Raw genomic sequence first — 23,250 nt, forward strand, 5'->3', positions numbered from 1 at the left:
ACGGATGCGGCCTAACCCACAGAGCTGCCGTTCCCCCAGACGCGCAGAACCTGCCAGTCGTCGTCCAGCAGCACGGCGTCGGCGGCGAAGCCGGGTGCGAGCCGGCCGAGCCGGTCGCCGTATCCGAGGGCCCGCGCGGGAGTCGAGGTGATCGCGGCCACCGCATCCGCCGGCGCAACACGGGCCTGGGTGATCGCGCAACGCAGTGCGCGATCCTGGGTCAGCGTCGAGCCGGCGATCGTGTTGGTGCCGCGCAGTACGGCGAGGCCTTCGCGCACCGACACGTTCAGCGAACCGAGCCGGTAGTCGCCGTCATCGGATCCGGCTGCGGCCATGGCATCCGTCACCAATGCGATCCGCCCCGGCGCCGCCCGGAAGGTCATCCCGGCGACGTGCGGATGCACGTGCAGGCCGTCGAGGATCAGCTCGATCGTCACCCGGTCGTCCTCGAAGGCTGCAATGATCGGGCCCGGGGCGCGGTGGTGGATGCCCGGCATGGCGTTGAACGCGTGGGTGAGGATGGTCGCGCCACGGCCGAACGCCTCGCGAGCGACGTCGATGGTGGCCTCAGTGTGGCCGACGCCCACGGCGACGCCATGCTGCACGAGGTGGTCGACGGCATCCATCGCGCCCGGGAGCTCCGGGGCGATCGTGAGCTGGCGGAGGGTGCCGCGGCTCGAGGCGAGCAAGCCGTCGATCTCGTACAGGTCGGGCGTCTTCAGGTACTCGTGGTTGTGGGCGCCGCGGCGCTCCTGGGCGAGGTAGGGGCCTTCAAGGTGCGAGCCGAGCACGAGCGGGTCGTCCTCGACCAGGTCAGCGATCACCTCGAGGCTCTCCCGCAGCTGCGCGACCGGGCCCGCGACCAGGCTGATCACCGCGCGCGTCGTGCCGTGCGCGCGGTGGGTGGCCAGGGCGGCCGTGATCTCGTCGTCACCGTCATCGAACGCGTGCCCGCCGCCGCCGTGGCAATGGAGGTCGATGAACCCGGGGACCAGCCAGCCTCCGGCGGTGTCAATCCGCTCGTCCGCCTCGGGCGGTGCACCGACGCCGGTCGCCGCGATCGTGTCGCCATCGACGAGCATCCAGAAGTCGTCGACTGGCCCGTCGACATCGAGCTTGCGGGCGCCAGTGAACACGGTCGTCATGTGCCAACCCTAGCGATGGCCCCCTTCCCCTTGCGCAATTGAGGGACCTTTCCGGACATCCGCGCGAAAGGGAGGAGGATTTCGCGGACGATGGCTGATTTCTCCTCCCTTCCCGCCGGCACGATCGCGCCGGTGATCGCGTGAACGACGCCGGGCGCATCCGCGCAGACAAGGGTCAGCACCCAGTGGGTGGGGCCCGGGTCGGGCGAATGCTCGAAAGTCACCTGACCAGGCTAGAGGGGGCGGATGCTCGCAGCGCGATCCACCACACGCCGAACGCCGACAGCAGGAAGACCACCGCGAGGCCGGCCCAGCCCAGCATTCCGTTGGTCACGGCCAGCGTGATCACGAGCGGCGACACCATGGCGGAGATCGACCAGCTCAAGCCGAAGACGCCCTGGTAGGCGCCCGCCCGTCGCTGGTCGGCCAACTCGAAGCTGAGCCCCCAGACCCCCGCCGATGACAGCACCTCGGCGAAGGTGTGGGCGAGGGTGGCGATCACCAGGAACGCGATCGCGAACCAGATCGACACCAGCCCGGATGCCGCATACACGAAGCAGGCCGCCGCCATCAGGATCCCGGAAAGGGCGATGACCTTGCCGGCGTGCCGCACGTCGTTGGTGCCGCGACTGAGCGGGATCTGGAAGCCGATCACGATCACGGTGTTCAGGATGAGCACGACCGAGACCATGGCGATCGGCGCATCCGTCGAGTGCAGGATCCACAGCGGCAGGCCGATCTCGGCCAGCCCGAAGTGGAGGCAGAAGATGCCGGTGAGCACGGTCAGCGAGAGGTAGCGTCGGTCGCGGTACGGCGAAATGCCGCGGTCTTCTTCGATGCCGTCGACCGGCGCCGTGCGCACCGGGGCGTTGACCCGCTGGGGCAGGCGCAGCAGCGGGATGACACTGGCGACGATCACCGCACCGGCGACGACCATGGTGGCGTGGAATGCCTCGGCGGTTCCCGCGAGCAGGGCGCCGGCAGCCGCCGCGCTACCGATCGCGATGCCGATGTTGGTCACGGTATGCAGCACCGCGCGCGCGTTCACCCGCCCAGCGCCGTCGAAAGCGCGGGCGATGATCGCCGACCGCACCGAACTGGCCGCCTGATGGAAGGCGCTGTACACGCACGCGATGGCCAGGGCGACGCTGAAGGTGTCGGCGACCACGTAGAAGATCAGCGCGCTTCCGGCGATGAACTCGAACGCGACCATGAGGCGGCGGGCGCTGAACCGGTCGGCCAGGTGGCCGGCGACGACGGATGCCACGGCACCGGCTGCACTGGACACAGTGAGGATCACGGCGACCTCCACCGCGCTCAGCCCGACGATGAGCGTGAAGTAGAGCACGGTGAGGGCGAGGAAGACGCCGCGGCCGAGGGTCAGAACGAGGCCGGAGACGATGAGGATACGCAACACCGGGTCGGCGACCCCCGCGGCGAGCCGCTGCCACCTGGACTGGCGCGGGTTCGTCTCCATCGGCCCATCCGGAAGGGGAATGGAGCCGGTTTCCGGTGGTGTTGGGAGGTTGGTCACTATGCCAATCGTAGGGACAGCATCCGACATTCGCAGCCACCAAGCTCGTCTGTAAACTGTCACAGTCGCCGCGCGTTCCGCGGCTTCCCGCTGGCGGCGTCACGCCTCACCCCGGATGGACCTTGTCGCGATGACCGCGCCCGACACCAAACCTTTTCCCTACCTCGCCCTGTTCACGGTGGCGTTGGCCATCTTCCTCAGCGTCACCATCGAAATGCTCCCGACCGGCCTGCTGTCGTACATGAGTTCGGAGCTCGGGGTGACCGAGTCGCTGATCGGCCTCACGGTGAGCGTGTTCGCGTTCACCGTGGTTTTCACCAGCGCCCCGCTGGCGCACCTGACCCGCCGGGTCGACCGCCACCGCCTGGTGATCATCGTGCTGCTCATCCTGGTGGTCAGCACTGTTCTCACCGCTTTCTCGCCCAACTACACGATCCTGGTCATTTCGCGCATCATCGGCGGTGTCGCCCACGGGATCTTCTGGACCGTCATCGGCGCATACTCCGCCTACCTGGTACCGAAGGAACAGATCGGCCGTGCGGTCTCAATCTCGCTCGGCGGCGGCTCGCTGGCCTTCGTGCTCGGGGTTCCGCTGGGAACCGCACTCGGCCAGGCGGTCGGATGGCGGGCAGCCTTCGGGGTGCTCGCGGCGCTGACCCTGATCGGCACCTTCTTCGTCTGGAAGCTGCTGCCGAAGGTCAGCATGCACCACCTGACAGCATCCGTGCCGACGGTGAGTACGGCGACCGGCAGCCTGGTCGCGTTGACGGATGCTTCAGCCGCCCCGCGCAAGGAACAGTCGGTTCTTGCCGTGGTGTTCGTCTGCATCATCACGGCGGTGACCATGATCGGGCAGTACACCTTCTACACCTACGTGGAGCCGTTCCTCACCCGGGAGATGGGGATCGCCAGCTTCGCGGTCGGCCCGGCGCTGTTCGGCTACGGCGCGGCCGGAACGTTGGCCCTGGTGATCGTGGCGGTGTGGTTCGGGGCCCGGCCGCGAACCGGGCTGATGGTCGCGCTGGTGGTGCTTGCAGCATCCGTTGCCGTCCTCGGTGCATGGCCGGCGGTGCTGCCCGTCGCCCTCACGGCCTTCCTGTTCTGGGGAGTGTCGATGGGTATGCTGCCGCCGCTGCTGCAGACCCGCGTGCTGCATGCGGCGCCCGCGCGCATCCGGGACACCTCGAGCGCTTTCTACACGACGGCCTTCAACATCGGCATCGGCGGAGGTGCCCTGGTCGGCGCCCTCGCGCTGGAACGGTTCGGGCTCGGATCGCTGCCGAACATCTACCTCGGGCTGCTGGCCCTCGCGATCGTGCTGGTGGTGGTGACGGATGCGATCCTCCGCGGTCGCCCACCGCGTCGCGTCGTCGGGCACTGACCCCGTGATTGTGCCCGTTCCGGACAGAAGTGCCTCGCGGAACGGGCACTATCATCCGGAACGGTCACTATTGCGGGGGCACTGACCTTCAGCGGAGCCGCACTCCGGCCGCCCAGACGGCGGTGACGCGGAGCTCGGCGTCCATCAGCACGGCGTCCGCGGCGTAGCCCTGAGCCAACCGGCCGAGGTCGTGTGCTCGGCCGATCGCCCTGGCGGGCGTCTCGGTGAGCGCTTGAACCGCCGCCTCGACCGGCAGCCCGACCACGCGCACCGCCTGTCGCAGCGCTTCGTCCTGGGTGAGCGTCGACCCGGCGATCGAGTCGCCATGGGCGAGCCTCGCCACCCCGGCGTCGACCGTGACCTGCTGGGAGCCGAGCCGGTATTCGCCGTCTCCGGCACCGGCAGCCGCCATCGCATCCGTCACCATGGCCAGCCGCCCGGGGGCGCCGGCGAACGCCAGGCGCACGATGTCCGGGTGCACGTGGACGCCGTCATTGATGATCTCCAGCACCACGCCGGCGGAGCCAATCGCTGCAGCAACCGGCCCGGGCTCACGGTGGTGCAGCCCCGGCATGGCGTTGAAGGCGTGGGTCAGGATGCTCGCACCGGCATCGAACGCCGCCCTGGCCTGGGCGTAGTCGGCACCGGTGTGGCCGACCGCGACCGCGACGCCGGCAGCGACGAAGCGGTGCAGGGCATCCATCCCCTGCGGAAGCTCCGGTGCGAGGGTGACCTGCCTCAGCCATCCCCGGCCGGCGGCCAGGAGCCGATCGATGGTGGCGGCATCCGCCTGCTGGAGGAGGGCCGGATCGTGGGCACCCTTGTGGGCAGCATCGAGGAACGGGCCCTCCAGGTGGGCGCCGAGGATGAGCGGATACTGGTCCGCGAGATCGGCCACGTCGCCGAGTCGGCGTTCCAGGTCGTCGAGGGATGCTGTCACCAGGGACAACACCGAGCGGGTCGTCCCGTGGGAGCGGTGCATGGCCAGGGCTGTGCCGATGGCATCCGCCCCGTCGTCGAACGACGACCCGCCACCGCCGTGGCAGTGGATGTCGATGAAGCCGGGGGAGAGCCAGGCGCCGCCGGCGTCGATCACCGATGCACCGGACATCAGAGTGAGGTCGACGGGTCCGGCGCCGGTCGCCGTGATGGTGTCCCGGTCGAAGGCCATCCAGCCGTCGGTGACGACTTCTCCGCCGGTGACCAGCCGGGCAGAGTGGATGACGGTTCGGGTGGCGGCGCTCATGATCCGGTGAGCGCGAACAACCGGATGAGCCGAGCCGCCTCCGCGGCAAGAGCCTCGCGGGCGCCGCGGAAGTACTTCCGGGAGTCCACCACCGTGGGATTCGCGGCGAGGAACGAGCGGAGTTCGGCGGTGAAGACGCCGTTCAGATGGGTCGACACATTGATCTTGGTCATGCCGGCGTGAATCGCCGCGACCAACTGTTCATCAGAGACCCCGGATGAGCCATGCAGCACCAGGGGCACCGGGACGGCGCGGTACAGATGCGCGATCAGCTTGAGGTCGAGTGCGGCGCTTCGCTCGGTCATGGCGTGGGAGGAACCGACCGCCACGGCCAGGGCGTCCACGTCCGTGGCCTCGACGAAGGCGGCCGCCTCGTCCGGGTCGGTCCGCACCCCGGGGGCGTGTGCTCCATCCTTTCCGCCGATTTCGCCCAGCTCGGCTTCGACGTAGGCTCCGCGCTCGCGGGCGTACTCGACCACGCGGGCTGTTGCCGCCACGTTCGCGCCGTAGTCGAGCGCTGCACCATCGAACATGACGGAGCCGAAGCCGAGGTCGATGGCTTCGCGCACGAGCGTCTCGTCTTCGGCGTGGTCGAGGTGCACCGCGACGGATGCTGTCGATGACCGGGCGATGGCGAGCGCGGCCAGGCCGATCGGGGCGAGGCCTCCGTGGAATTGCACGCAGTTCTGGGAGATCTGCAGGATGACCGGCAGGCCGGCTCGTTCGGCCGCATCGGCCAGCGCCTCCGCGGTCTCCAGATGGATGACGTTGAAGGCACCGATCCCGCGGTGCTCGGCGACCGCCTCGCTGATTACCTCTGCCGTTCTTACCAATGGCACCAGGAGGTCTCCTTCACTGTCACAGGTCGGAATCAGTTGCGCTCGACGATGAGCTGGGCTTCGAGGTCGCGAAACCCGGCCGCGATTTCGCCGGCCTGGGGCATGAGCACCGCGGCCGCCCCGCAGGCGGCAGCCCGGCGGAGGATGTCGGCAGGATCACTGAGTTGGTCGGCGAGGGCGAACGCGATGGCTGCCACGGCGGCATCGCCGGCTCCGGTCGGGTTGCCTCGCATCGGCTGGGGCAGGCGGGCACTCCACACCACTCCGGGCGAATCGGCGGAGACGGCGATCATGCCGTCCTCTCCGAGCGAGACGAAGACCAGGCACGCCCCGAGGGACAGGAGGTGTTTGGCTCCGGCGACCGGGTCGGCGCTGTCCAGCGACTCGGCGAGTTCACGACGGTTGGGCTTGAGCACGGTCGCGCCTGCCCGGGCGGCGCTCAGGAGGGCGGGTCCGCTGGCGTCGATGACACTGGGGATCCCCAGTCCGGTTGCGAGCTCGACCAGGCCCGCATAAAGGGTGTCAGGACTCCCCGGAGGCAGGCTTCCCGATCCGGTGAGGCACTCCGCTTCGGCACCGAGGGACACCACGGCGTCGGCGGTATGGGCCCACTCGACCGACGAGAATGGGCTGCCGGTCTCGTTCAGCACCGTGGTTTCTCCGCGGCTCCGATCGACGATGGTGATGGTCCTGCGCGTCGGGGAGTCGGATTCGTGCAGCCGATGGGGGAGACCACTGGCCGTCAGTTCGGCTTCGAACGAATGTCCGGTGTCGCCTCCGACCGAGGCGATCGCGGTGACGTCCGCCCCGAGTTGGTGTGCGACCCGAGCCACGTTCAGGCCCTTGCCGCCCGCTCGAACAGCCGCGGCCTTCACGCGCTGGCTTTCGCCATGCTCGACCCGGTCGACGGTGTAGGTCAGGTCGAGCGCGGGATTGGGGGTGATGGTGATGATCATGTCCGGTCGGCCTCGAGCCGATGCGCGAGCAGCCCAGCACCGACGATGGCGGCCTGGTCTCCGAAAGCCGCGGTCAGCAGGGCCGGTCGTCGAAGCGCGCCCAGCCGCACCGCGAGGGCACGTTCGAGCGGGTCCATGAGCACGGAACCGGACTCGGCCAGACCGCCACCGATGATGATGGTCTCGGCCCCGACGATCGCCGTCATCCAGGCGAGCGATTCGGCGAGGGCGTCGACTGCGTCATTCCAGATCAGGATGGCGGATGCGTCACCACCGCTGACCAGTTCGACCGCGGCTTTGGCATCAGCGCTGCCGATCCGCCTGGCGATCGCCGAAGCGGATGCCACGGACTCCAGTGACTGCGCGGTCCCGGCCCGTGGGGCCGTTGCTGCCACCGCCATCTGCCCGATCTCTCCCGCCCAGCCTCCAGCGGTGAGCGGACTGCCGTCCACCATGATGCCTGCCGCGATACCGGTGCCGATCGGGACGAACGCCACGACGCCGTTCCGGTCGCGGGCCGCTCCCAGCGCAGTCTCGGCGTAGGCGCCGGCGCGAACATCCTGCCCGAAGAAGAGCGGCAGCGGGGTGAGCGCGGTGATCATCTGTCGAAGGGGCAGCCCTTCCCAGCCGAGGTTCACCGCGCTGACCACGACGCCGGATTCCTCGTTGACGATGCCGGGAACCGCCACGCCCACGGATGTCACCCGATGGCTCGCGCAGAACTGGTCGATGAGACCGGAGATGATCTCGGCGGCCTTGTCCCCGCTGGAATCGCCTGAGGGGGTTTGCACCCGTTGCTCCGCGTGGAGCCGACCCTCGGCATCGACCGCCGCGGCCTTGATGCTCGTGCCGCCGACGTCAATTCCCAGCGACAGTGTGGAGGTCATCCGAGGGTCAGGATAACCGAACGGGTGAGGTTGCGGGGGTGATCGGGGTCGAGGCCCCGGCTTTCGGCGACGGCGACCGCGAAGCGCTGGGCGATGACCAGCACGGCCTGCGGGTCGAGGTCGAACTCGACCATGGTGGCCCCGGTGTCCTCGACCGCCTGCTGGAGGCCTTCCGGTGCGGGGCCGAAGGACCAGACCAGGCGGCCGGGTTGGGCGATGGAGATCGGACCGTGGCGATAGTCCATCGCCGGGTAGGCCTCTGCCCAGAACTGTGCGGCTTCCCGGGTCTTGAGGGCGGCCTCATGAGCCAGGCCGATGGTCCAGCCCTGTCCGACGAAGGTCACCTGGTCTGCTTTGAGCAGACTGTCGATCGGAGTCTGGAGGGCGATCTCGGCATCCCGGGCGGCCGGTTCGATGTCCTGGTCGAGGTGCGCACGCAGCAGCGCCAGCACGGAGGTGGCGAATCGAGTCTGCACCACCGACTTCTCATCGGCGAATGCCAGCGGGATGACGTCGGTCGAATGGGTCGTGGCGGGGGAGCCGGGAACGGCCGTGATCACGGTGGTGCGCGTCTTGGTCACCTGCTTGAGCAGGCTGATGATCTCGGTGGTGGTGCCCGACCGGGAGATGGCGATGATCCGGTCATACGTCCGGGTCGAGGGAAATTCGGAACCGGCGAACGCGTCCGTCAGGCCGTGGCCCGCCTGCTCCCGCAGGACGGCGTAGCTCATGGCGATGAACCAGGATGTGCCGCAACCCACCACCGCCACCCGCTCGCCCTTGGCCGGGAGGGCATCCACGAACGTGCCGCTCAGGGCAGCGGCCTTGCGCCAGCTTTCTGGTTGGGAGGCGATCTCCGTTGCGACATGTGTCTGCGTCATGGGTCTCTTTCGTCCTTGTTCGCTTCGCTGGCGCCAGCATCGCTGACACTTTTGATTGATTATACGCCAAATGAACAATTTCGATCAAGATGAGGGATAGAACGCGCGCTGTGCTTTGATTATGCGGGGATTGCCCATTCCCGATCCAGTGGACCAGCTGAAGGTGGGAGTGATGGCTCAGCAACACAGACTGAACGCTCTGCTGGAGCTCATTATCGGCCGGGGGACGGTGTCGATCCAGGAGATCGTCGACGAGTTGAACGTCTCCGCGGCGACCGCCAGGCGCGACCTCAACAGCCTCGCGGACCAACGCCTGGTGACCAGGACGCATGGTGGCGGGATGGCTCTCGGCTCCGGCTATGAGTTGCCCTTGCAGTACAAGATCCCGCGGCACGCGGATGCCAAGCTCGCGATCGCCAGAGCCGTGGCCGAGCAGGTCAACTTCGGTGATGTCATCGGGCTCAACGGCGGCACGACGACCAGCGAGGTCTCCCGGGTCATCGGCCGCAGTGAGCACCTGATCGGCCCGGGTGACGAGGCGGGCGTGACAATCGTGACCAACGCCCTGAACATCGCGTTCGAACTCTCGATCCGCCGCCACGTGAAGATCGTGGTCACCGGAGGCGTCGCCCGCCGGCAGTCCTATGAGCTGGTCGGCCCCCTGGTCGGCGACACGATCAACGAGTTGACGCTCGACCTGGCGATCCTCGGGGTCGACGGTCTCAGCGCCGAGTTCGGCGCGACGACCGTCCACGAGGGGGAGGCCGAAGTGAGCCGGCAGCTGGCGAGCGTGGCGAAGCGCGTCATGGTGGTGGCGGATTCATCCAAGCTGGGGAAGACCACTTTCGCGCGCATCTGCCCGCTGGACAAGATTGACGTGCTGGTCACTGATTCTGCCGTGACCGGTGCCATGCGTGACGCTATGGACAAAGCCGGCGTCGACGTCATCGTCGCCGCCTGACCCCTCCGCTCGGCCCCGGCCATGCCAGCGGTCCCGTGCCGCTTTTGAGCGCCGACCCTCGCTGAGCGGGGTGTCCCCCGTAATGGAGTGCGTCGATTCGGCGTACAGGTTGCAGATTGGTCACGTGTCGGACAGACGATAGAGCGAAATCGGCGCAGGCAATATGATCGTTCTTGCCAAATAATGATCGATATGTGTCATAATCACTCAAGATCACGCAAACAAGGATGTTGGCTTTGATGACTGGTTCCCATTCCATCCCGCAGGCAGCGCTCCCGCTGCGCCTGGCGATTATCGGAGCAGGCGAGCGGGCAGAGATCGCGGGCCATGCCGCCTTCGACACGGATGCCGCCAGGATCGTTGCGGTCGCCGATAACTCGGCCCTGAGCCGGGGCCGCGTCGCCGAGCGCTTCGGCCCCGGAATCGCCCTCTACGAATCGCACACTGAACTCATCGCGGCGGGTGGTGTCGATGGCGCATTCGTCACCACGCCGGATTCGACACATGCACGGATTGCGATCGACCTGCTGCGAGCCGGAATCGCCGTGTACCTGGAAAAACCCCTGGCCCTCACCGTCGCCGAATGCGATGAGGTTCTCGCCACGGCCGCAGACACCGGCACCGTTCTGTATGTCGGGCACAACTTCCGTCATGCCGGTGTCGTCCGGCTCATGCGTTCGATCATCGAGCGGGGCGAGATTGGCGAGGTGAAAGCGGTCTGGGTCCGACATTTCGTCGGCAACGGCGGTGACTACTACTTCAAGGATTGGCACGCGGACAGGTCGAAGACCAACTCCCTCCTGCTGCAAAAAGGCAGCCACGACATCGACGTCATCCACTACCTGGCCGGCGGGTACTCCCGCCGAGTCGTGGCCATGGGCGAACTCGCCCTCTACGGTTCCCTCCAGGATCGGATGGACAGGTCCGGACAGCGGATGCAGGACTGGTTCTCCTTCGAGAACTGGCCACCGCTGGCGCAACGGGGACTCAATCCGGTGGTCGACGTGGAAGACATCTCGATGATGCTAATGGAACTCGACAACGGAGTGATGGCGAGCTACCAGCAATGCCACTTCACACCGGACTACTGGCGTAACTACACCGTGATCGGCACGGAAGGCCGACTGGAGAACTTCGGCGACACGGCAGGTGGCGTCGTCAGAGTCTGGAACCGGCGGCATGAGTACGCGCCGAACGGCGACGCCGAGTATCCGATCGAAGGCGTGGCGAGCGGGCACATGGACGCCGACAAGCTTGCCGTCTTCGAGTTCATCCACCACCTGGCAACGGGCTCTCCCACCGAGGTGTCGCTGGTCGCCGCACGCAATGCCGTCGCGGCCGGGGACCTGGCCACCCAATCCCTCCGCAACGGGTCCATCCCGCTCGACGTACCTCAATTGGATTCTCGCCTCATCGAAATCCTTCAGAGTTCCACCCCTTCACCGTCCCCCACAGAAAGGCAAGTCCCATGAAACGCAATCCATTCGCACAGTTCTCTCGGACCCGACGACGGCTCGTCATCGGCGCAGCCATCGTCAGCGTCGCAGCCATGGTCGCCGGGTGCTCCGGTGGCGGCGACGCCGCACCGGGCGACTCCGGGGCGTACACCCCTCCCGCTGCGGACTTCGAGGCGGAGATCACCTACGGCATCTGGGATGAGACCCAGAAGGAGGCGATCGAGGCCAACATCGAAGGCTTCAATGAGGAGTACCCGAACATCAAGGTCAATGTCAACGTCACCCCGTGGGGCGACTACTGGACCAAGCTCCAGACCCAGGGGTCGAGCACGACCCTGCCCGACCTGTTCTGGATGAACGGCCCGAACTTCCAGCTCTACGCCTCCAGCGGCTTATTCGACCCGATCACCTCGGTGATCGAGGGCGGTCACATCGACCCGGCCAACTATCCGGAGGCGCTCGTCGACCTCTACACCTACGACGGCGTCAACTATGCGGTGCCGAAGGACTTCGACACCATCGGAGTCTGGTATAACAAGGCGATCTTCGAGAGGGCAGGAGTAGAGGAGCCGCAGCCCGGATGGACCTGGGAGGACTTCCACGAGAAGGCTGCCGCGATCACCGCGGCCCTGGGCAGTGAGGGGATCTACGGCACCGCCGCAACCGTCGAAGGCCAGGCCGGCTACTACAACACCATCCTCCAGGCCGGGGGTGAGGTCATCTCAGCGGATGGCAAGACCACCGGGTTCGGCACTCCGGAGGCCGAAGCGGGTCTCCAATACTGGGCTGACCTGATCGCGGAAGGTTCGTCGCCGAACGTGCAGCAGCTCACCGACACCTACGGACTGACCTGGTTCACTTCGGGCAAGGTCGCGCTGTACCAGCACGGAAGCTGGACGCGCAACGCGATCGTGGACTCGGAAATCTCGGCAGACGCGACCGCGATCGAGATGCCGACCGGCGAACGCCAGGCCACCATAATCCACGGTGTGGCCAATGTTGTGAGTGCGACCAGCGGGAACAAGCAGGCCGCGCACGCACTGCAGGTCTACCTCGCTGGCGAGGAGGCCCAGCGACAGCAGGGCGAACTGGGAGCTGTGATCCCGGCCTTCAACGGAACCCAGCAGGCGTTCGTTGACTCGATCCCGGAGTACAACCTCCAGATCTTCCTCGACGCGATCGACTACTCCTACCCGTACCCGGTCTCCGAGAACACTTCGGCCTGGGCAGCTCTCGAAGCCGAGATCTTGATGGATGGCTTCGCTGGTAAGCGGTCCATCAAGGAGGTCAACGAGGAGCTCGGCACGCGAGTTCAAGAACTCCTGGACGCGGAGTGACCTTGCCCCACACCACAGCGCAACACGGCTCGCCGGCGGTCAGCACCACTGACCGCCGGCGGTCCGGCGTCATCAAGCGGCCGGATGGGTGGTGGCCGTGGTTGTTCATCGCGCCGCTGCTCCTCGGCATCGGCATGTTCTACATCTGGCCCATCCTCCAGACGCTGTACTTCTCCTTCACCGAGTTCGGCGTCTTCGGCGGAGCCACCTGGACCGGGCTGGACAATTACATCCGGCTAGTGCAGGATCCCGAGTTCTATCTCGCCATCCGGAACACCGTGATCTACACCGCGATCGTCGTGCTCGGCATCCCGATCGGCATCTACATGGCCAGCCTCATCAACCGGCCAGGACTTCGCTTCGCTTCGCTCTACCGCGCGCTCTTCTTCCTCCCCTTCATCTCGCTGCCGGTTGCGGTCTCCCTCATCTGGAAGGCGATGTACAACGGCGACTTCGGAATCATCAACTACGGCTTGTCGCTGCTCGGGATCGATGGGCCCTATTGGCTGTCGACCGAGGGACTCGCGCTGGTCTCCATCGCGATCTTCGGCCTGTGGGGATCGCTGGGCTTCGCGATCATCATCCTGGGCGCCGGGCTCAAGAACATTCCGGTGGACCTGTACGAGGCTGCCGAGCTCGACGGGGCTTCGCCGTGGCGGCAGTTCATCTCCGTCACCGTCCCGCTGCTGTCACCCAGCATCTTCTTCGTGACCATCGTCACGGTCATCGGGAGCTTCCAGCTTTTCGACAGCCTCTACGCCATGCTCGGGCCGAGGAACCCGGTGCTGCCGGAGACCCAATCACTGGTCTTCTACTTCTATACGACCGGATTCATCGACAACAACAAGGGATTCGCGGCCGCCATCGCACTCGCCATCATGGTGATCGTCGGCCTGGTGACCCTGCTCCAATTCCGCATTCAGAAGAAGTGGGTCAACTATGAGTGATGCGGCAGCCATATCGGCCCGGGCCAACCAGGCCAGGCTCAAGCAGGCGCGCCGGCGGCGCCAGGGCTCGCACCTGCACGCCCACGTCATCCTCAGCATCGGCGGGTTCATCATGGCCGCGCCGTTCCTGTGGCAGCTCGTCATGTCGCTCTCCTCGAACCGCGAGGTGACCAGCGTGCCGCCGACGTTCTTCCCGGAGGTACTGCGGTTCGACAACTACCTCGCGGTGTTCGACTCCATGCCGTTCTTCGACCAGCTGGGCGTATCGATCTGGATCACCGTCATCCGGGTGGTGGTGCAGATCGTGCTGTGCACCCTGGCCGGCTACGCCTTCGCCCGCATGCGCTTCCGGGGCAAGGCCGTCCTGTTCGCGGTCGTCCTGTCCATCCTGCTGGTGCCCGGCCAGGTGTACCTGTTGTCGCAATACCAGCTGATCCAGAGCTTCGGGCTGCTGGACACCGTGCTCGGCATCGTGGCCCCCGGCCTGTTCAGTGCGTTCGGAACGTTCCTGATGCGGCAGTTCTTCCTGAGCATCCCCAAGGAGCTCGAGGAGGCGGCCCGGCTGGACGGGGCAAACCCGTTCCAGACATTCTGGAGCATCATGCTGCCGCTCATCGGCCCCGCCGTCAGCGCACTGGCCATCCTGGTCGTCCTGTTCTCCTGGAACGAACTGCTCTGGCCACTGGTGGTGTCCACCAATGCGGAGGCCGCCCCGCTGGCCGTCGGGCTGGCAACGCTCGCCGGGGTGCCGACGATCAATTATCCGGTCCTGATGGCGGCGAGCGTGCTGACCATGGCGCCGATCCTCATCCTGTTCATCGTGCTCCAGCGGCGCGTGATTGACGGCCTCGCGTTCACCGGGATCAAGTAGCCGGATCGCCGCCGCGCCCAGCGCCAGACCCCGTTCCGGACGAGAACACCTCCACCGCCAGTCCTCGTCCGGAACGGCGCCGCCTCTCGAGCACCCACTAAAAGTGCCCGTTCCGGCGGATAGTGCCTGTTCCGCGGGCCACTATCCTCCGGAACGGGAACAGTGCCGATAGACTTGGCCGGTCGCGACTGGCGTTGAGATGGGCAACCATCGGGGAGCGACTGATCCCTACCGGTACGACCGACCGATCCTGACGGACCGTATCGGACGGCGGTTGGGTCCCCAGATTCGGCCGTACGCCTGGGCCGGGTGACACAGTAGGCGCGAGTGCCCCGCCGTTAGCTCGTCGCCCGTCCGAATGTATGTCAGCCGTAAGGAGCCAGCCTTGAACGACAAACTTCCGTCTTCCTTCACCGACCCGCTCGCCAGCGTCGACCCTGAGATCGCCGCCGTGCTCGCCCAGGAGCTCGGACGCCAGCGCGACACCCTCGAGATGATCGCCAGCGAGAACTTCGTCTCGCGCGCGGTGCTCGAGGCGCAGGGCTCCGTGCTCACCAACAAGTACGCGGAGGGCTACCCCGGTCGCCGCTACTACGGCGGATGCGAGTACGTCGACGTCGCGGAAGACCTCGCCCGCGACCGCGCCAAGTCGCTGTTCGGCGCCGCCTACGCGAACGTGCAGCCGCACTCCGGTGCCCAGGCGAATGCCGCGGTGCTGATGGCGCTCGCGAACCCGGGTGACAACATCCTGGGCCTGGAACTCGCTCACGGCGGCCACCTCACCCACGGGATGAAGCTGAACTTCTCCGGCAAGCTGTACAACGCGAACGCCTACGGGGTCGACCCCGAGACGGCACGTGTCGACATGAACATCGTGCGCGAACGGGCACTCGCTGTGCGCCCGACCGTGCTCATCGCCGGCTGGTCGGCCTACCCGCGCCAACTCGACTTCGCCGCCTTCCGCGAGATCGCCGACGAGGTCGGTGCGAAGCTCTGGGTCGACATGGCCCACTTCGCCGGACTCGTCGCCACCGGCCTGCATCCGAACCCGGTTCCCTACGCGGATGTCGTCTCCTCCACCGTGCACAAGACGCTGGCCGGGCCCCGCTCCGGCTTCATCCTGACCAACGACCTCGAGATGCACAAGAAGATCAACTCGGCGGTGTTTCCCGGGCAGCAGGGTGGGCCGCTCATGCACGTCATCGCCGCCAAGGCGACCGCGTTCAAGCTGGCTGCGGAGGACGAGTTCAAGGACCGCCAGGAGCGCACCGTCAGCGGCGCGAAGATCCTGGCCGAGCGGCTGATGGCGGATGACGCGCGCGCTGCGGGCATCGACCTCCTCACCGGCGGAACGGATGTTCACCTGGTGCTGGTCGACCTGCGCAACTCCGCGATCCACGGCAAGGATGCCGAAGACATCCTGCACTCGGTGGGCATCACCGTAAACCGCAACTCGGTGCCGAACGACCCGCGCCCGCCGTTGACCCCCTCCGGCGTGCGGATCGGGACGCCGGCGCTCGCAACGCGTGGCTTCGGCGACGAGGAGTTCGCCGAGGTCTCCGACGTGATCGCGACGGCGCTGATGCCGAACCCCGACGTCGAAGCGCTGCGCGCCCGCGTGAAGAAGCTCGCCGACCAGTTCCCCCTGTACCCCGGCCTCACGTCCCCGGGAACCTGGGCCTGACCCATGTATCTTCTTGCGAAACCGCAGTTGCGGCCCTTCCGAGCACGGTGTTTCAGCCGCAAGTGCGGTCTCGCGGGCGGGGGACAGGCGTGACGGCGATTACCCTGGACGGCGTCGCCACGGCATCCGCCGTTAAGGGAGAGCTTGCCGCGCGCATCGAGAAGTTGAAGGAGAACGGGGTCACGCCGGGACTCGGCACACTGCTGGTCGGCGACGATCCGGGGTCACGCTCGTACGTGGCGGGCAAGCACCGCGACTGTGCTGAGGTGGGCATCCGTTCGATCCGTGTCGACCTGCCGGCGTCAGCATCCGCTGCGGATGTTCGTGCCGCCATCGCGGACCTCAATGCGGCCCCAGAGGTGACCGGCTACATCGTGCAGCTGCCGCTGCCGGGCGGCCTCGATGAGAACGCCATGCTGGAGCTCATCGACCCGCTGAAGGACGCCGACGGGCTGCACCCGACGAACCTCGGGCGGCTGGTGCTTGGCGTGATGGGCGAGCTCGACTCCCCGCTGCCCTGCACGCCGGCCGGCATCGTTGAGTTGCTCCAGCGCTACGAGGTGCCGATTGCCGGGCAGCGGGTGACCGTCATCGGCCGCGGTCTGACTGTCGGCCGCCCACTCGGGCTGTTGCTGACCCGCAAGGGACTCGACGCGACTGTCACGCTGACGCACTCCCGCACCAGGGACCTGGTCTCCGAGGTGGAGCGAGCCGACATCGTGGTTGCGGCGGTCGGCGTTCCGCACCTGGTCAAGCCGGAGTGGCTGAAGCCGGGTGCCGCGGTGCTCGATGTCGGCATCACCCGTGTGGAGAACGAGGCGACCGGAAAGGCGCAGCTGCTGGGCGACGTCGACCCGGCCTGCGCAGAGGTTGCCGGGTTCCTCTCACCGAACCCCCGCGGCGTCGGCCCGATGACCCGCGCCATGCTGCTCGCCAACGTGGTGAAGGCCGCCGAGCGCCTCTAGCCCGCTCCCAGCATCCGACGATGACGGTCTTTATCGTCGATGCGGGTGTTTGTAGCGGCGTCATCGTCGACAATGGCCGTCATCGTCATCGGCGACTGGTCAGGGACGCGCGATGATAATGCGCAGCGAGCCGTCGAAGACGGGCTGGGTGCGCAGATGGCCGTACTTCTCGTCCCAGGCTCCGGATGCGAGGTCGGCCTTGAGCGTGCGTTCGAACCGCTGCGAGACGGCCTTGTCGACGAAGCTCCATGCGGAGTTCGCCAGCCGCGCCGCCGGGTCGAGAAGCGCCTCCGGCCGCCCGTAGTACGCCTCGCCGAAGCCGTCAGTGCAGTCGAGTGGGATCGGCAGATGGAGTGTCTCGACCTGCCCGCCGAGCATCCGCGCTAAGTCGGCCGGTGCCGGGTACCGGCCGGCCTCGGTCTTGATGACCTCGGGCGCATACTCGCCAAGCCAGAACTTGTTCAATGCGGCGGGGTCGCAGGTGAGGATGACGACCGGCCCAGACGTGACGCGTCGCAGCTCACGCAGCCCAGCGCCAAGGTCGCTCCACTGGTGCACCGTGAAGCTGGCAAGTGCTCCGTCGAACTGGTCATCGGCGAACGGGAGGTTCTCGGCGACAGCGTCCACAGCAATGCTGAGGTTGGCTGATCGCTGTGCTCGCATCGATGCGCTCGGCTCGACAGCAGTGACCGCCCGATCGGTCGGCTCGTAGGAGCCGGCGCCGGCACCGATATTCACGATGCTCACCGCGTCGTCGAGGGCATCCTCAATCGCTTGAGCCAATCGGGAGTCGGGTTGCCGGTATCGGCTGTAGTCGGTGGCGATCACCCCGTAGTCCGCATCACCGGCACTGCCGTCGCTGTGCCGCACTAGTTCCATCTGTTCTCCTTGTGAAGTCAGCCGAAAACCGGGGGTCAGGGCTCGCGGGTCGCACCGTCCGAGGCCGTCACCACGAAGGTGTCCGGCGGGCTGTAGCCGTGCTCCGAGAACGCACCGTCGAGGGCAACCTGAACCAGGGAGACAAATGCCCGTGGCACCAACGCGATCGCGGCGCCCCCGAAGCCCCCACCGGTCATCCGCGCGCCGATCGCGCCATTCGCCAGGGCTACCTCCACGGCCAGGTCCAGTTCGGCGACCGAGATCTCGAAGTCGTCGCGCATCGACCGGTGCGACTCGTCGAGGAGGCGCCCGATGGCGCCGGGCCCTTCCAGGCGAAGCGTCCGCACGGTGTCGAGCACCCGCTGGTTCTCGGTGACCACGTGCCGCACTCGACGGAAGGTCTCATCGTCGAGCAGTTCTCGCGCGCGCGGCAGGTCGTCGACGGACACGTCCCGGAGCGACGCGACCCCGAGCATCCGCGCCCCCTTCTCACAGGATTCGCGACGTGACGTGTAGCCGCCGGTGGAGTGCGAGTGGCTGACGCCGGTGTCCATGATGAGCACGACCAGGCCGGCCTGGTCGAGCCCGAGTTCGACGAGTTCCGCGTCGAGGTTTCGGCAGTCGAGGAACACCGCCGAACCCGCACGGCCGAGCAGCGACGCCGACTGGTCCATGATGCCGGTGGGGGCGCCGACGGCGACGTTCTCGGCACGCTGGCCGACCCGCGCCAGCGTCTCGCGGGCCAGGCCGAGCTGCCAGACGTCGTTCAGCGCCAGGGCAACCGCACTTTCGATGGCGGCGGATGATGACAGGCCGGCTCCCACCGGGACATCAGACTCTATGAAGAGGTCAAGCCCCGGCACGGCCGCGAGGTCGGCGCCGAACTCGCCGAGTGCCCAGGCCACGCCCAGCGGGTAGGCGGACCAGCCGCCGAGGGCGTTCGGCTCAAGGGCGGACAGGTCGATCTCGGCAACCTCGTCGGCGTAGGAGCTGGCGACCCGCAACATCCGGTCGTCGCGTGCACCCAACGCGACCACGGTGCGGCGGTTGATGGCGAACGGCAGCACGAAGCCGTCGTTGTAGTCGGTGTGCTCGCCGATCAGGTTGACGCGGCCCGGGGCAGACCACAGCCCGGCCGGCGCGTGACCGAACGTGTCGGCGAAGCCGTCGCGAGCGTCGTCGCGGATGTCTCTCACAGCCTGGCAATCCCGTCTCGTACCAACTCAGCCGAGTGCTCCGGTGGCACGTCGCCGATCCACGCCCCCATGGCCGCCTCCGACCCGGCCAGGAATTTCAGCTTGTTGGCCGCCCGCCGGGGAGAGGTCAGCTGCAGCATCAGGCGGATGTCGTCGCGAGCCGGCGCCGTAGACGGGTGGGCCACCGGCGCCTGGTGCCAGGCGGCGATGTACGGCGTCGGGGTGTCGTAGATGTTGTCGATTCCGCGAAGCAGCGTCAGGTAGAGGGTGGCCAGCTCGTCGCGCTCGGCGTCGCTGGTCGCCGCGAAATCGGGCAGCTGCCGGTGCGGGAGCATGTGCACTTCGATCGGCCAGCGGGCCGCGAACGGCACGAACGCGGTCCAGTGTTCGCCGCTGAGCACAACGCGTTCGGACGCCCGCTCGGTGTCCAGAATCCGCTGGAAGAGGTCCGAGCCGAGGGTGTCGATCGACGCGATCAGCCGCTGCGTACGCGGCGTCACATAGGGGTAGGCGTAGATCTGGCCGTGCGGATGCCGGAGCGTCACCCCGATCTCTTCCCCCCGATTCTCGAACGGGAACACCTGGCGGATGCCCGGCATCGCGGACAGTTCGGCGGTGCGGTCGGCCCAGGCCTCGATCACCGTGCGGGCGCGTGACGGCGTCTGGGTGCCGAACGAGCCTTCGTGTTCCGGGCTGAAGCAGACCACCTCGCAGCGTCCGTTCGCCGGGGCGGTGCGCTCGAATCCGATACCGGAGACATCCGCTTCGCCGAGCCCCGGCCCGAAGGAGGGGGACCGATTCTCGAACACGGCGACATCGTAGTTGTCAGGTATCTCCGACGGGTTGGTGGGTGTCGCCGGCGCCAGCGGATCCTGGTCGGCCGGCGGGAGGAAGGCGCGGTTCTGCCTCGCGGAGGCGATCGAGACCCACTCGCCGGTGAGCACGTCCTGCCGCATGGTCGCCGTTTCGGGGCGGGCGTCGAGCGTCCGGGCATCCGCCGCACGCTCCCGCGGGAGGGTGGTGTCCGCGTCGTCGAAGTAGATGAGATCCCGGCCGTCGGCGAGTTTCGTCACGTGCTTGGTTATCGCGGGCATGGGTCCTTCAGGTCTGGTCGGCGCTCACCTAACCGTACCGCCCGACCGGACCGCTTAAGCTGGGGTCATGCATGCGCCAACCGGGGAGCAGTTCCAACTGGCCGGAACCTGGGAAGCCACCACGACGACGGCGATCGTCACCGAGCTGGCCGCGGGCATCCGCACCCTCACGGTGGACGGCATGCACCTGACCGAGCCGTTCCCCGAGAGGGCGAAGCCGTCGTTCGGCAACGGCATCGTGCTGGTTCCGTGGCCGAATCGGGTGCGCGACGGCCTCTGGCGGCTGAACGGGGAAGAACAGCAGCTCGACGTGACCGAGCCGAAACTGGGCAACGCCATTCACGGCCTGCTGCGCAACACCTCCTACCGGGTCGCCGAGCGCAGCGACGCCTCCGTGACCCTTGCCGCCACCGTGTTCCCGCAGCACGGTTACCCGTTCCTGCTCGAGACCAGCGTGCGCTACGAGGTGCAGGCTGACGGCCTGCTGGTGACCCACAGCATCCGCAACCGGTCGGATGCTGTGGCTCCGGTCGCGGTCGGAGCGCACCCTTTCCTGCGGGTCGGCGACGCCCCGATCGAAGACCTCACCATCGCGGTGCAGGCTGCTACCTGGTTCGAGACGGATGCCAGGCAGAACCCGGTCGCACAGCATCCGGTTGCCGGAACCGACTACGACCTGAGCGGTGGGCGACGCGTCGGCGACCTCACCCTCGACACCGCGTTCGGCGACGTGCGCATGACCGACGGTGTGGCACGGCACCGACTGACCGCGCCTGGCGGACGCTGGGTGGAGCTCTGGCAGGAGGCCGCCTTCGGGTATGCACAGGTGTTCACCGCGACCGCGTTCGAGCGCGAAGAAGGCAAGGGCCTGGCGGTGGCGATTGAGCCGATGACCGCGCCGCCGAACGCGTTGAACTCCGGGGACGGGCTGCGCTGGCTGGAGCCGGACGAGACGTGGACGCTGTCGTGGGGCATCCGCACTGGCGGCCGGCGTGCCTGACGCGAAACAGGTACGGCGCTGGCGCCAGTACCTGGCCGATGAGCGCGCTGAGGCAGCGGTGTACCGCGACCTGGCGAGCCGGCGCACCGGTGAGGAGCGGGAGATCCTGTTGGCGCTCGCCGAGGCGGAGCGCCGCCACGAGGACCACTGGATCGCCCTGCTCGGTGACCAGGTCGGCAAGCCGAGGCGCGGTGACATCCGCACCCGGATGCTCGGATGGCTGGCCCGCCGGTTCGGTTCCGTCTTCGTGCTCGCGCTCGCGCAGCGCGCCGAGGCCCGCTCGCCGTATGAGGCGGATGAGGACGCCACCAGGCAGATGGCCGCCGACGAGCAGATCCACGAGGAGGTGGTGCGCGGGTTGGCCGCCCGCGGCCGCGCCCGACTCTCCGGAACCTTCCGCGCCGCCGTCTTCGGCGCCAATGACGGCCTGGTGTCGAACCTCGCCCTGGTGATGGGAATCGGGGCGACCGGTGTGGCCACCCCGGTCATCCTCGCCACCGGTATTGCCGGCCTGTTGGCCGGCGCCCTGTCGATGGCGGCGGGGGAGTTCGTGTCGGTGCGCTCGCAGCGTGAGCTTCTCGAGGCGTCGAACCCGAACCCGGGAGCGGATGCCGCGCTGCCGAACCTCGACGTGAACGCCAACGAGCTGGCCCTCGTCTACCGCGCTCGCGGGATGTCGGAGGCGGATGCCGAGGCCAAGGCCCGGCGGACCATCGGCAACCTCCAGGCCGACCCGACCGGGGAGTTGTCGGCGATCAACCAGCACGAGGAGATCGGGTCTGCCCTGGGTGCCGCCGCGTCCAGCTTCTGCTTCTTCGCATCCGGTGCCCTGCTCCCCGTGCTGCCGTACCTGTTCGGGCTGCAAGGGCTTGCGGCTGTGGTCGTCTCGGCGTTGATTGTCGGCGTTGCGCTGCTCTCCACCGGCGCCGTGGTCGGGCTGCTGTCGGGTGGACCGCCGCTCCGCCGGGCGCTGCGCCAGCTCGCGATCGGCTACGGCGCGGCGGCCGTCACCTACCTGCTCGGCCTGACGCTCGGCGCCGTCGGCGTCTGACTCGGCACGATGACGCGGTGGCGGAGTTGCGCCACCGCGTAGTCGATGAGGTCGCTGTGGCGTTGCCCCTGGCGGGCGTGTACGACGATGCGCCGCAGCACCCGCGGGCCGCTCACCGGCTTTGCGACCAGCCCGGCGGGGAGGTCGACTGACGCCAGCCGGGGGAGGACGGTGACTCCGATTCCCGCCGCCACCAGTCGAAGGGCCGTCCGGTGGTCATCCAGCCGGGCGGCATAACGCGGAGTGAATCCGGCCGCCCGGCAGGCGCCCAGCACGATTTGCCCGATCGGGCTGTCGTAGATGTCGTGGTCCACCCACGGCTCGTGCTCGAGATCCAGCAGGGCGATCTCGCTTCCCTGTGCGAGCGGGTGGGTGGCTGGGAGAACTGCGACGAGTTCTTCGACCAGCAGCTCATGCCGTTGGTAACCGTCGAGCTGCACTTCGATGCTTCCCACCGGTTCGGTGCGGATGTCCAGGTCGGGCTGGCGGCGACCACGCCCATCCACGGGTTCGTTGAGGCTGACCTCGACGGTGAGGTTCGGCTGGAGCAGCCGGACCGCCTGGACCAGTCCCGGTATCCACTGTTCGGCAGCCGAGGCGAAGCAGGCGATCGCCAGGTGCTGTTCCTGGCCGCCGCGGAGGTCGGCGACGACTCGCTCGAGGCGCCCGAAGTCGGCGAGCAGCGAGTGCGCCTGGTCCGCCAGGTGCCTGGCTGCGTCGGTGGCGACGATGCCGCGGCCCTGCTTCTCGAACAGCACCAGTCCGGTTTCTTTCGCCAGCGCGGTCATGTGCTGGCTGATCGTCGCGGGGGAGTAGCTGAGGTTTCGCGCCGCCTTGTTGATCGACCCGGCTGCGACTACCGCGCGGAGGATCTCGAGGCGCCGTGGGTTGAGCATCCATCCACCGTACGGCAATTGCGAACGGTCATTGGCTTTTGTT

22 protein-coding genes and 1 riboswitch are annotated in these 23,250 nt (G+C 67.5%); of the genes, 10 read left to right on the top strand and 12 right to left on the bottom strand.

Annotation, left to right across the window (positions count from 1 at the left end; genetic code table 11):
- Positions 1 to 11: 11 nt before the first annotated feature.
- The 3 genes from nagA (ACX3PH_RS12605) to ACX3PH_RS12615 are packed head-to-tail and all read right to left on the bottom strand — an operon-like array spanning position 12 to position 2,679.
- Positions 12 to 1,145: an N-acetylglucosamine-6-phosphate deacetylase gene (nagA, locus tag ACX3PH_RS12605; protein WP_459093032.1), complete on the bottom strand. Its 1,134-nt coding sequence runs from the start codon at positions 1,143 to 1,145 to the stop codon at positions 12 to 14.
- Positions 1,142 to 1,369: a hypothetical protein gene (locus ACX3PH_RS12610; RefSeq protein WP_459093033.1), complete on the bottom strand. Its 228-nt coding sequence runs from the start codon at positions 1,367 to 1,369 to the stop codon at positions 1,142 to 1,144. Before ACX3PH_RS12610 ends, nagA (ACX3PH_RS12605) begins: the two co-directional genes overlap by 4 nt.
- Positions 1,366 to 2,679 (bottom strand): MFS transporter, encoded by a 1,314-nt coding sequence (locus ACX3PH_RS12615; RefSeq protein ID WP_459093034.1) that lies wholly within the window; start codon positions 2,677 to 2,679, stop codon positions 1,366 to 1,368. Before ACX3PH_RS12615 ends, ACX3PH_RS12610 begins: the two co-directional genes overlap by 4 nt.
- A gap of 130 nt (positions 2,680 to 2,809) precedes the next feature.
- Here ACX3PH_RS12615 and ACX3PH_RS12620 point away from each other — a divergent pair, with 130 nt between their 5' ends.
- A complete protein-coding gene (locus ACX3PH_RS12620) occupies positions 2,810 to 4,060 on the top strand; it encodes an MFS transporter (RefSeq protein ID WP_459093035.1) in 1,251 nt (416 codons plus the stop codon).
- Between the two features lie 88 nt (positions 4,061 to 4,148).
- On the opposite strand, the gene nagA (ACX3PH_RS12625) is transcribed toward ACX3PH_RS12620, so the two are convergent.
- Genes nagA (ACX3PH_RS12625) through ACX3PH_RS12645 form a run of 5 tightly spaced genes read right to left on the bottom strand, consistent with a single transcriptional unit; the run spans position 4,149 to position 8,869 of the window.
- Positions 4,149 to 5,306: an N-acetylglucosamine-6-phosphate deacetylase gene (nagA, locus tag ACX3PH_RS12625; RefSeq protein WP_459093036.1), complete on the bottom strand. Its 1,158-nt coding sequence runs from the start codon at positions 5,304 to 5,306 to the stop codon at positions 4,149 to 4,151.
- Positions 5,303 to 6,145: a class II fructose-bisphosphate aldolase gene (locus ACX3PH_RS12630; protein ID WP_459093037.1), complete on the bottom strand. Its 843-nt coding sequence runs from the start codon at positions 6,143 to 6,145 to the stop codon at positions 5,303 to 5,305. The genes nagA (ACX3PH_RS12625) and ACX3PH_RS12630 overlap by 4 nt, the downstream gene beginning before the upstream one ends.
- Positions 6,146 to 6,177: 32 nt before the next feature.
- On the bottom strand, positions 6,178 to 7,101 hold the full coding sequence (locus ACX3PH_RS12635) for a 1-phosphofructokinase family hexose kinase (protein WP_459093038.1): 924 nt from the start codon (positions 7,099 to 7,101) through the stop codon (positions 6,178 to 6,180).
- Complete coding sequence (locus tag ACX3PH_RS12640; protein ID WP_459093039.1) at positions 7,098 to 7,988, bottom strand: ROK family protein; 891 nt, start codon at positions 7,986 to 7,988, stop codon at positions 7,098 to 7,100. Before ACX3PH_RS12640 ends, ACX3PH_RS12635 begins: the two co-directional genes overlap by 4 nt.
- Complete coding sequence (locus ACX3PH_RS12645; RefSeq protein WP_459093040.1) at positions 7,985 to 8,869, bottom strand: SIS domain-containing protein; 885 nt, start codon at positions 8,867 to 8,869, stop codon at positions 7,985 to 7,987. Before ACX3PH_RS12645 ends, ACX3PH_RS12640 begins: the two co-directional genes overlap by 4 nt.
- A 172-nt stretch (positions 8,870 to 9,041) precedes the next feature.
- Between ACX3PH_RS12645 and ACX3PH_RS12650 the strand changes: the two genes are divergently transcribed.
- The 7 genes from ACX3PH_RS12650 to ACX3PH_RS12680 all read left to right on the top strand — a co-directional run bounded on the left by ACX3PH_RS12650 (position 9,042) and on the right by ACX3PH_RS12680 (position 17,091).
- Positions 9,042 to 9,830, top strand: a complete 789-nt coding sequence (locus ACX3PH_RS12650) for a DeoR/GlpR family DNA-binding transcription regulator (RefSeq protein ID WP_459093041.1) — start codon at positions 9,042 to 9,044, stop codon at positions 9,828 to 9,830.
- Between the two features lie 239 nt (positions 9,831 to 10,069).
- Positions 10,070 to 11,302 (top strand): Gfo/Idh/MocA family protein, encoded by a 1,233-nt coding sequence (locus ACX3PH_RS12655; RefSeq protein WP_459093042.1) that lies wholly within the window; start codon positions 10,070 to 10,072, stop codon positions 11,300 to 11,302.
- A complete protein-coding gene (locus ACX3PH_RS12660) occupies positions 11,299 to 12,624 on the top strand; it encodes an ABC transporter substrate-binding protein (protein WP_459093043.1) in 1,326 nt (441 codons plus the stop codon). Before ACX3PH_RS12655 ends, ACX3PH_RS12660 begins: the two co-directional genes overlap by 4 nt.
- Positions 12,621 to 13,571: a carbohydrate ABC transporter permease gene (locus ACX3PH_RS12665; RefSeq protein WP_459093044.1), complete on the top strand. Its 951-nt coding sequence runs from the start codon at positions 12,621 to 12,623 to the stop codon at positions 13,569 to 13,571. Before ACX3PH_RS12660 ends, ACX3PH_RS12665 begins: the two co-directional genes overlap by 4 nt.
- Positions 13,564 to 14,442: a carbohydrate ABC transporter permease gene (locus ACX3PH_RS12670; protein WP_459093045.1), complete on the top strand. Its 879-nt coding sequence runs from the start codon at positions 13,564 to 13,566 to the stop codon at positions 14,440 to 14,442. The genes ACX3PH_RS12665 and ACX3PH_RS12670 overlap by 8 nt, the downstream gene beginning before the upstream one ends.
- Before the next feature lie 174 nt (positions 14,443 to 14,616).
- A riboswitch (ZMP/ZTP riboswitch) is annotated at positions 14,617 to 14,755 on the top strand.
- Between the two features lie 72 nt (positions 14,756 to 14,827).
- Positions 14,828 to 16,126: a serine hydroxymethyltransferase gene (gene glyA, locus ACX3PH_RS12675; RefSeq protein ID WP_459093046.1), complete on the top strand. Its 1,299-nt coding sequence runs from the start codon at positions 14,828 to 14,830 to the stop codon at positions 16,124 to 16,126.
- A gap of 89 nt (positions 16,127 to 16,215) precedes the next feature.
- The gene (locus ACX3PH_RS12680; RefSeq protein WP_459093047.1) at positions 16,216 to 17,091 is read left to right on the top strand and encodes a bifunctional methylenetetrahydrofolate dehydrogenase/methenyltetrahydrofolate cyclohydrolase; all 876 of its coding nucleotides are present in this window, start codon (positions 16,216 to 16,218) and stop codon (positions 17,089 to 17,091) included.
- A 99-nt stretch (positions 17,092 to 17,190) separates the two neighbouring features.
- Here the strand turns inward: ACX3PH_RS12680 and ACX3PH_RS12685 are convergent, their stop codons facing one another.
- Genes ACX3PH_RS12685 through galT form a run of 3 tightly spaced genes read right to left on the bottom strand, consistent with a single transcriptional unit; the run spans position 17,191 to position 20,260 of the window.
- Positions 17,191 to 17,970 carry a class I SAM-dependent methyltransferase gene (locus ACX3PH_RS12685; RefSeq protein WP_459093048.1) on the bottom strand — a complete coding sequence of 260 codons (780 nt, stop codon included), beginning with the start codon at positions 17,968 to 17,970 and terminating at the stop codon, positions 17,191 to 17,193.
- Positions 17,971 to 18,005: 35 nt separating this feature from the next.
- The gene (gene galK / locus ACX3PH_RS12690; RefSeq protein WP_459093049.1) at positions 18,006 to 19,166 is read right to left on the bottom strand and encodes a galactokinase; all 1,161 of its coding nucleotides are present in this window, start codon (positions 19,164 to 19,166) and stop codon (positions 18,006 to 18,008) included.
- Positions 19,163 to 20,260: a galactose-1-phosphate uridylyltransferase gene (galT, locus tag ACX3PH_RS12695; RefSeq protein WP_459093050.1), complete on the bottom strand. Its 1,098-nt coding sequence runs from the start codon at positions 20,258 to 20,260 to the stop codon at positions 19,163 to 19,165. The genes galK and galT overlap by 4 nt, the downstream gene beginning before the upstream one ends.
- Before the next feature lie 67 nt (positions 20,261 to 20,327).
- Here galT and ACX3PH_RS12700 point away from each other — a divergent pair, with 67 nt between their 5' ends.
- Together ACX3PH_RS12700 and ACX3PH_RS12705 are read left to right on the top strand one after the other, a co-directional pair.
- The gene (locus ACX3PH_RS12700; protein ID WP_459093051.1) at positions 20,328 to 21,260 is read left to right on the top strand and encodes an aldose 1-epimerase family protein; all 933 of its coding nucleotides are present in this window, start codon (positions 20,328 to 20,330) and stop codon (positions 21,258 to 21,260) included.
- Positions 21,253 to 22,311, top strand: a complete 1,059-nt coding sequence (locus tag ACX3PH_RS12705) for a VIT1/CCC1 transporter family protein (protein ID WP_459093052.1) — start codon at positions 21,253 to 21,255, stop codon at positions 22,309 to 22,311. The genes ACX3PH_RS12700 and ACX3PH_RS12705 overlap by 8 nt, the downstream gene beginning before the upstream one ends.
- Here ACX3PH_RS12705 and ACX3PH_RS12710 read toward each other — a convergent pair.
- Complete coding sequence (locus tag ACX3PH_RS12710) at positions 22,272 to 23,207, bottom strand: LysR family transcriptional regulator (protein WP_459093053.1); 936 nt, start codon at positions 23,205 to 23,207, stop codon at positions 22,272 to 22,274. The two genes, ACX3PH_RS12705 and ACX3PH_RS12710, sit on opposite strands and share 40 nt — an antisense overlap.
- Positions 23,208 to 23,250: the final 43 nt, after the last annotated feature.

This window comes from Homoserinimonas sp. A520, from assembly GCF_054489245.1.

Bases quoted from the DNA above. Each gene is read 5' to 3' on its own strand.
- ACX3PH_RS12685 (WP_459093048.1), bottom strand. From the start codon at position 17,970: ATGGAACTAGTGCGGCACAGCGACGGCAGTGCCGGTGATGCGGACTAC.
- ACX3PH_RS12700 (WP_459093051.1), top strand. From the start codon at position 20,328: ATGCATGCGCCAACCGGGGAGCAGTTCCAACTGGCCGGAACCTGGGAA.
- ACX3PH_RS12660 (WP_459093043.1), top strand. From the start codon at position 11,299: ATGAAACGCAATCCATTCGCACAGTTCTCTCGGACCCGACGACGGCTC.
- nagA (WP_459093036.1), bottom strand. From the start codon at position 5,306: ATGAGCGCCGCCACCCGAACCGTCATCCACTCTGCCCGGCTGGTCACC.
- nagA (WP_459093032.1), bottom strand. From the start codon at position 1,145: ATGACGACCGTGTTCACTGGCGCCCGCAAGCTCGATGTCGACGGGCCA.
- ACX3PH_RS12670 (WP_459093045.1), top strand. From the start codon at position 13,564: ATGAGTGATGCGGCAGCCATATCGGCCCGGGCCAACCAGGCCAGGCTC.
- ACX3PH_RS12640 (WP_459093039.1), bottom strand. From the start codon at position 7,988: ATGACCTCCACACTGTCGCTGGGAATTGACGTCGGCGGCACGAGCATC.
- galT (WP_459093050.1), bottom strand. From the start codon at position 20,260: ATGCCCGCGATAACCAAGCACGTGACGAAACTCGCCGACGGCCGGGAT.
- ACX3PH_RS12645 (WP_459093040.1), bottom strand. From the start codon at position 8,869: ATGACGCAGACACATGTCGCAACGGAGATCGCCTCCCAACCAGAAAGC.
- ACX3PH_RS12635 (WP_459093038.1), bottom strand. From the start codon at position 7,101: ATGATCATCACCATCACCCCCAATCCCGCGCTCGACCTGACCTACACC.
- ACX3PH_RS12620 (WP_459093035.1), top strand. From the start codon at position 2,810: ATGACCGCGCCCGACACCAAACCTTTTCCCTACCTCGCCCTGTTCACG.
- ACX3PH_RS12650 (WP_459093041.1), top strand. From the start codon at position 9,042: ATGGCTCAGCAACACAGACTGAACGCTCTGCTGGAGCTCATTATCGGC.
- ACX3PH_RS12710 (WP_459093053.1), bottom strand. From the start codon at position 23,207: ATGCTCAACCCACGGCGCCTCGAGATCCTCCGCGCGGTAGTCGCAGCC.
- ACX3PH_RS12655 (WP_459093042.1), top strand. From the start codon at position 10,070: ATGACTGGTTCCCATTCCATCCCGCAGGCAGCGCTCCCGCTGCGCCTG.